Here is a 7,860-nt window from a genome sequence, read left to right as displayed (position 1 = left end):
ATAGAGATCGGTGCCCGACACGCCGTCGAGCGTAAGCGTGTGCTCGGCCGCCGTCTGCATGTTCGGAGAGGTTTGCGTCGTGGTATCCTGGAGGTAGTAGACGCGGAAGCGGTCTTCGCCATCGACGTTGTTCACATCGAGGTTCTGGCTGCCATAGGCGCGGGTCTTCGAGCCGAGGAAGACGTAACCGGCGCTGCCCTGCGTGTTGGTGCCACCGGCACCGGACGTGTCGCCGAACTGGATCGTGTCGACATCCGTATTGCCGAAGATTCGGGTCAGCACGGTCGGTCCGGTGACCGGGTTCGCTGTCAGCGTCGGCGTTGCCGAGCCGACCGGCGCGCCGATCGTCTTGTTGCCCGGCGTCACGGTTGCGTTGGCGATGATGCGGCCGCGCAGCACCATCACGGTGCCGAAGGCGAAATCCAGGTTGACGAGCGCATGGATGACCTCGTTGGTCGCCGACACGTCGCCATAGATGTCGATGCTCTTGGCCGCCAGCGTTTCGCTGTTGGAATCGAGCGTTACGTTGTCGCCGACGCGCAGCAGCACGGAACCCTTTTCGGCGAAGATCTGGCCATGTGGGATCGCACGTGACGCATCGGGCTGGAAGGTCGGGAACGTCGTGCCATCTTCACCGAAGCGGGCACTGCCGCTGTGCAGCAGGTCGAGGTTCTCGCCCTGAACCGAGGTCTCGCGCACCGTGATGCGGATGTCGCCATCATAGGTGTGCGCCAGCACCAGCCGCAGATTGCCGGCGGTGCCGCCGGGAACCTCCGGCGCTTCGGCCAGGTAGATGTTGTTGCCGGCCTCAAGTGCGACGTCGTCATCGCTCGAACCGCGCGATGAATCGATCTCGAGGTCGTTGGTAAAGGCGCCGATGGAGCCATTGCCGTTGGCGTCGAGGTCGATGGTCTGCCCCATCACGTCGGCCAAATCGTCGCCCAAGCCGTTGTTGCGTGAATCCAGGATCGAGCCCGCGACGGTCCTTAGCGACACATCACGGATCGTGTGGACGGTATGAACATGCATGTCGCCGACGACTTCGTCGAGGAAGATGCCCAAAGTCGCATCCGCGCTGATGTCGAAGGCGCGCAGCACACCGAGCCCGCCGGCGCCATTGCGGTTGTCAACGTTGATCTCGAGGAAATTGCCCGGTTCACCAATGCCGCCCAGGGCCGAATTGATGTCAAGCAGCGTCGGGTTGAGCACCTCGGCAGCCACCTGGAAATGGGTCGGGTTAAACAGCCCCACGCCAGCGGCCATGGTGATGTTGCGGCCGGAGACATCGGCCTCGATCGAGGTCGGGTCGCCGTTGTCATTGCGCGCATCGAGGATGCGCCGCGGCGAATACAAAAGCACATCCGAGGCGTTGGAGCGAATGCGCTCGATGCGCATGTCACCGGTCTTTTCGGTCAGCGCGATGTAGCCATTGGTCAGCACGTCGATGTCGCCATTGCCGGCGATCTCGGTGATGCCCAGTACGTTGATGGTGGTCGCCGAGGGTGCGGGATTGGCTGCCGCGACGATGATGTCGCCGCCCGTGACGACCGAGCCTGCCTGCAGCCCGGGCAGCGTGCGCAGGCCGGTTGCCGGGTCGAGGCCCCGGAAATCATAGGTCGACGCGATTTCCGTGTTACCGGTGGCGAAGACGCCACGGCTCAGCGACGGGATAGCTCCCTCATCCGGCCGGAATTTATTGTAGTAGGTCTGTCCGCCCGCGGGCAACGCCGGCGCCTTGACCAGCAGGCCGCCGGACAGACCGTCGCCGAACTGTTCAATGCTGGCTTGCAGCAGCACGTCCGCCGTATTGCCGGCATTGATCCGGTCGATCTCGACGATGTAGAAGCCCCCGGCCGGCGCCTCGCGCAGCAGCGCCTTGAGGTCGAGGCTGATGTTGCCGAGCGCATCGGTGGTGAAGGTCTCAGCCGAAATCAGGCTATGCAGATCGGTCAGCGCGCCACCCGGTGCCAGATCGATGGCCGTGCCGGCCAGAGCGTTTGTCAACGTGGTCGCCAACTTGACGCTCTGCCCGTCGGGCGAAGCGATGATGTAGTAATAGCCGCCGTCGGTGAGCCCGCCGATGGCCGTGGTCACGGCATCGTAGCGCACCAGCTGGCCGGTATAGAAACGGTTCTCGACCCCAAGGAATACCTGGTTCGTCAAGCCGGCGACGCGGCCGGTGTCGAAGCCTATGCCGAGCGGCAGGCCGGCGCTGTCGACGATGTCGATGTTCACGCGCGCACCGGTCGCGCCGATGTTTTCGTCGGCGCGAATGTTCAGGATGTGGGTACGGATCAGCGACTGGCGGCCGTCACTGCCTGTGACGCCGCGATCGTTGGTGGCGAACACCGATCCGTCGGTGTTGACGATCGAGGTCGTGCCGATCGGGTTGTCGATCGTGCCGTTGATGTAGATATCGGAATGGCCTCCGGTGTCGGTGATCTCGACCAGCGTCGGCGCGACTTCGCGCACCACCTTGAAAGTCAGCGTCACACTCTGCGACGGGTTGAGCCATGCCAGCGGCTGCTCGTCGGTGACGACATCGATATTGTTGATAATGATGTCCTTGTCGGACTCGTTGCGGATCGACACGCGCTGCAACGTATCGCGGAACGTCCAGGTGCCGCCTGCGCCGATCATCGAGTTCGAATCGAACACCACGTCGCCGGGACCCGGATTGACGATGTTGTTGACGACAATGTCATTGCTTTGGATCGTGCTGCCTTCGCCTTCGGTCGCACTGCCGCCGCCCGCGGTGTCGTTGACCGACACTTCGACCGCGACATCGATCTGGCCCTCGGCGCCGACGACCAGTTGCTTGATGACCAGTTCGGGTGACCGGCCCGAAAGGATCAGCACGTCGGAATTGAAATTGATCGATTGCGGCCTGTCATCTGGACTGCTGCCGCTCGATCCGCCGGCGGCGAGCGAGCGCTTGCTGTCGTCGGCGTTGTCTGTCTGCGCGATATTCGGGCCGTTCACGGTCGAGGCAAACAAGGCCAGGTGCTCGGCCGAGCTCCCAGGCTCCTGCGGATAATCCGGGTGTCCGAGCACGACATCGCTATTGTCGCGCGGACCGGCCGTCACCAACGCTCCTGCCGCGCCGAAAATCTCGGACGAGACGTCGGTGTCGTTATGGGCGTCGGAATCGACGAAGCCGAACAGGCCCGTCGACCGGGCATAGGATTTCGCATGCGTGTCGACATTGTCGTAGCGGGTGATGAGGTCAACGCCTTCCCAACCCGTCAGGTCGGCGCCCGCATTGATCCGCACCTGCGCATCCGGCCGTGCCGTGATCGTGCTTTCGGCCTCGCCCTCGCCATAGAAACCGGCGCCGCGTCCGTCGCTGCCGGAGAAGACATGGAAGTTGTCGACCCGCGCCGCAAGCGAAGTGCGCCGCGCGCTGAGCACGGCGTTGGCCGCCAGCGAGACGATAGCGTCGGCCTGGTCGGCGTCCGGATCGACGTCCGGCGAGCCAATATTGACATGCGTGATGGCGTCGCCGTCACCGCCGAAGCCGATGCCGGAGGCGGTCGATTTCGCCGTCACATCGACGGATGCATTGGCCGTGGCCTTGGCCAACTGACCAGCCAGAACGATAGCATTGGAGCCGATCGTCGAAACCGTATTGTATTCGATGCGGACATCGGTGGTCGGGTCGGCCAGGCCGACCGCACCGCCAGCGCTCGACTGCGAGGCGGCGCTGGTAATGGCATTGCTTGCCGAGGCCAGCGTGAAGTTCTTGCCCGCGGTGATACGTGTGTTATCGCTGATCGTCGCCGCGCTGATGATGTCCTGATAGCTGCGCGCATCGGCATCGCCGATGGCGACGAAGCCGCCGGTGCCATTGACCGCGTAGGAGGAGGTGTTGGTCGTCACCGATGTGCTGACGGTCACGTTGCCCACGGTCGTGATCTGCGTCGCGGAGATCGTCGCCGAGACGTTCGGATTGCTGATGATGTCGGCATCGTTGATCTGCACGCCGACGAAGCCGCCGCCGGAACCCTTGGCATAGGCCGAGGAGACTCCGTCGCCCGATTGCGGGGCGATCTCACTGAGCGGAACCTCGCCCGGGCCAAACAGGAATTGCCCCGGTGACGCCGATGTGGCGCTGTCGTTGATGTCGATGCGCAGTTGCTGCTCGCTATCGGCGGCCGCCGAGATGTCAACCGCCAGCGCAGTGAGGCTGTGATTGCCGTAAGGGCCGGCAATCGCCGTCGGTGTCAGAGCAATCTGACTGCCCCCGCTCGGTGCATTCCACAGTTCGAACGTGTTGTCGCCAGGGCCACTGACGCCGCGCACATAATAGGTCTTGCCGTCTTCCAGCCCGCCGATCGGCAGATTCTTGGCATTGACCAGCGAATGTATATCGCTGGCGCCGACGTTGAGCGCCGGATTGGCACTGAGGCCCTTGTTCGGGGCCAGTGCGATGATCGGCTGATCGAAGGTCTTTGTCTGCGTTCCCGCCGTGACGCTGTTCGCGACAGTAAGGATCAGCGTGCTACCGGAAACACTGGCGATCGTGAACGTGCCAGAATTGGCGCCGCCGCCGCCGATGAACAGCGTGCCAGCGGCAAAGCCGTTGTCGGCCCAGTTGAGGCCGTCGGTGCGGATGATGCGGTCGCCAGCGGCATTGCGAACGAACTGCACCTCTTCGGTGATCGCGTCGTTACGCTTGAGCTGGATCGTCGAGGAGTTGACGACATGCACACGGTAGGTCTGGCCGTCGACCAGGCCGCCGATCGCCAGACCGGTTCCTCCGCTCGCATTCTTGACGTCGTAGACGACGTGTTCGCCCTCGACGAAGCCATGCGCCAGCGCGTTCCCGTCATCGTCGAAGAAACGGATGTCATCGGCGTTGGCATCGGCGATTGGGGAGCCATCAGGGTTGAGGCTGCTCGAATTGACGTCCACCTGGCGACTGACGAAAGTGCGCGCGTCCGGCGCCTCATAGGTCACCGCCGTCCCATTGACGAAGCCATGCGCCGCGATGGTTATGCTGTTGCCCGCGACATCGTCCGGTTGGAAATTCTTGAGGTAATTCTGTGGGTTGACCGCCTTGTCGAAGGTGCCCACCAGCTTGATGTGCGACCCGTCTATGACCAGCACATAATAGAGATTGCCCTCGGTCAGCCCAAAGCTGTCGACTGTTTCGTCTGGTCCCGGATAGTAGCGGACGGCATCGCCGCTCAGGAAATTATGGCCACCCGCGAACTCGATGATCTCGGTGTTTGGATCGATGTCGGCGGCATTGAAGACGGAGCCGAAATAGAGCGTGTTCGGATCTGTCACGCCTGCATTGACGACATTGATCACGCTGTACTGACGGTTCACGGCCGAATCGTCCGGATCCGGCCAGTTGAGGCCGGGAATGACGGCGCCGCCGCTTCCGGCATCATATTCGACCGTATCGCCGGTCACCAATCCATGCCCGTTCACGGTGATCGTGTTGGCGGTGCCGTCGACATCGACGATTTCGTAGGTCGGCTGCACGCCGGGGATCGGCGAGGCGGAGGCTTCGACCAGGATATCGCCGGTCGCGTTGATCACCGCGCCAGCGCCGATCGAGCTCGCAACCGTCGGGCTGACATGGGTCGTCGCATCCGAAGCACCGGCGCCGAAAATGCCGCCTATCGAAATGCCGACAACCTTGGCGTCGCCCTCGGTTTGCGCCTGTGCCTTCAGCCGCACATTGCGCGCCGACTGGATCGAGGTGTTGTTGCCGATCGAGGCGCTGACCGATGATGGGCTGGCTGTTGCGACCGCACTGTTGATGGTCAGTGCGCCAAGAACGCCGCCACCGGCGGCTTCCGCCACGGCGAGCGCGCCATTGACAGCGAGGGCTTCGATCATGATGTCCGTGACCGAGACGATGTTGGCGTTCATCGCGGCGTTGCTCTGGCCATTGGCCTCGGCTTCAGCCACGGAAGCACCGACCGCCGCCGCTCCGAACGAATTCGCTTCGGCATTGGCGACGGCATAGTTGCGAACGCGCGACTTGATGTTGATGTCACCGGTGATGGTGAATGCGCCGCCGGCGCCGATCGTGGTGTTGGCAACCGCATTGGACCTCGCGGTCGGCACCGAGCCCTGGCCGCTGAACAAGCCGCCGCCGGAGGCTTCCGCATAGGCCTTCGCCCCGCGGTCGGTCGCCGTCTCGCCCTGGTAATTGTGCGACGACAGCATGACGATGCCGCCGGCGTGAACCGTCGAATTGCCACCGATCGATGCAGTCACCGTCGGGACGACATTGACCGTCGCCAAGCTGGTGCCGGCCGCCAGTGCGCCGACTGAAAGCGCGAATATGTCGCCGGTCGCATCGTGCAGCGTCCACGCCTCGACCGTGAGGAGGCCCGTCGCGCTGATATTGGCGCCGCTGCCAATCGATGCCTCTACGTTCGGCTGAACATCTATGAAGGCGAAATTGAAGGTCAGTGCACCGAGCCCGGCAGCCAGCGCGAAGGTGTCGGAATCCACGTTGATCGTCGAGTCCGCATGGACCGTGATGGCCCCGACGGCGTCGACCTGCCCGATCTGGCTGCCCGTGCCGATCGTGGCCAGGACTTCCTTGGTGTTGTCGTCGTCATCGCCGATGGTGACGTCGCTGTAGGACGCGCCGACGGCCACCGCACCGGCTTGTATGCCGGTGGTCAGCACGTCAAACGTCTGGTTGCTGGTCGCCGAGACCGTGAGGCTGGCCGCGTCGTTGACCACCGTGTTGTCGAGCAAGCCGGCCTGTACGCGGCTGGTATCGTTGACCACCGCGACCGATGCACCGAGGCCGACGAAGCCGGCCTGCAAGGCGACAGTCGTGACATCGATATTCTGGCCGAAATGGCTTTCAAGGCGGATGGCATTGCCAGCCTTGAGGTTTCCGCCGGCCTTCGCTCTCACCTGGCCCGAGACATTGACGACGGAAATCGACGCGCCCAGGCCGACAAGACCGGCGCCCAGGCTGCCGACCAGGATGTTGGCTTTCATCTGTTCACGCGCGTTCACGACGATGTCGTAACCAGCCTCGACCGTCGCACCGCCTTCGACGGAGGCGGTGGTGCCACGCTCGTCGGTGACGGCGGCGGTTAGCTTGTTGGTCAGGGCGCCTGAGGTCAGTGCGTTGGCGCCGACCTTGTCGCGGGCGCCTTCAACACCAGCCTTGACGCGTGAGTCGGCCGTGTTGCTGTTGGCGCCGCTGCCGAAGCGGCCCAATTCCCCGGTGATGCCTGCGACGCCACCGTCGGCCTGTTCGCCGGCCTCGTCGTTGGCGGTCTTCGAGCTTCCGTCGTCCTTCGTCGCGTTGCCACTGCCACCCTGGTTGTCCTGGTAGGAATCGGTGAACGCCTCGCCGATCGACCAGACCGACACGGACGCGCCAAGCCCGGCGACGCCGACGCCGCCGCTGAAGGCGAACCCACGCAGAACCTTGATTGCGACCGCATTGACCGAGACGTCACCGCGCGCCCGCACCATGGCGTTGGCGTTGATCGCGGCAACCGTATCGTTCTTGATGCTGCCGAAGTCGATACCGCCGGCCAGACCGACGAAACCGGCGCCGAGAGCGCCCGCGAAGGACGTGACCCGGACCTCGTTGGCCGCGTTGACATAGACGCCTTGTGCGCCCGACACCGTGCCTGGATGGGCGAGGTAATCTGCAGCGCCCTGATTGATGTCGGCGCCGACCCCGATCAGCGCCTTGGTGTCGGAATTGAGCAGCGTCACGGTGACGGAGCCAGCCAGGCCGACGTAAAGGCCGGCTGCACCGGCGACCGTGACGTTCGTGACCTCTTCCGACGATTCGGCCTGCACGATGACGCCATGCGCCTCGGCCGCGCCGAAGCTAGTCGGATCGCCGCCGCCGACGAT

General features: G+C 63.8%; 1 protein-coding gene. It reads right to left on the bottom strand.

Features of this window, described 5'->3' with window-relative positions:
- Nucleotides 1-7,860: beta strand repeat-containing protein (locus EN939_RS38020; RefSeq protein ID WP_164750972.1), on the bottom strand; the 7,860-nt coding region annotated here is incomplete at both ends.

Origin of the sequence: Mesorhizobium sp. M7A.F.Ca.CA.002.05.1.1, assembly GCF_003998335.1 — a bacterium.
Taxonomy (GTDB): domain Bacteria; phylum Pseudomonadota; class Alphaproteobacteria; order Rhizobiales; family Rhizobiaceae; genus Mesorhizobium.
The sequence above is the reverse complement of the archived record's forward strand: the minus strand, read 5'-3'. Positions and strand labels throughout refer to the sequence as shown.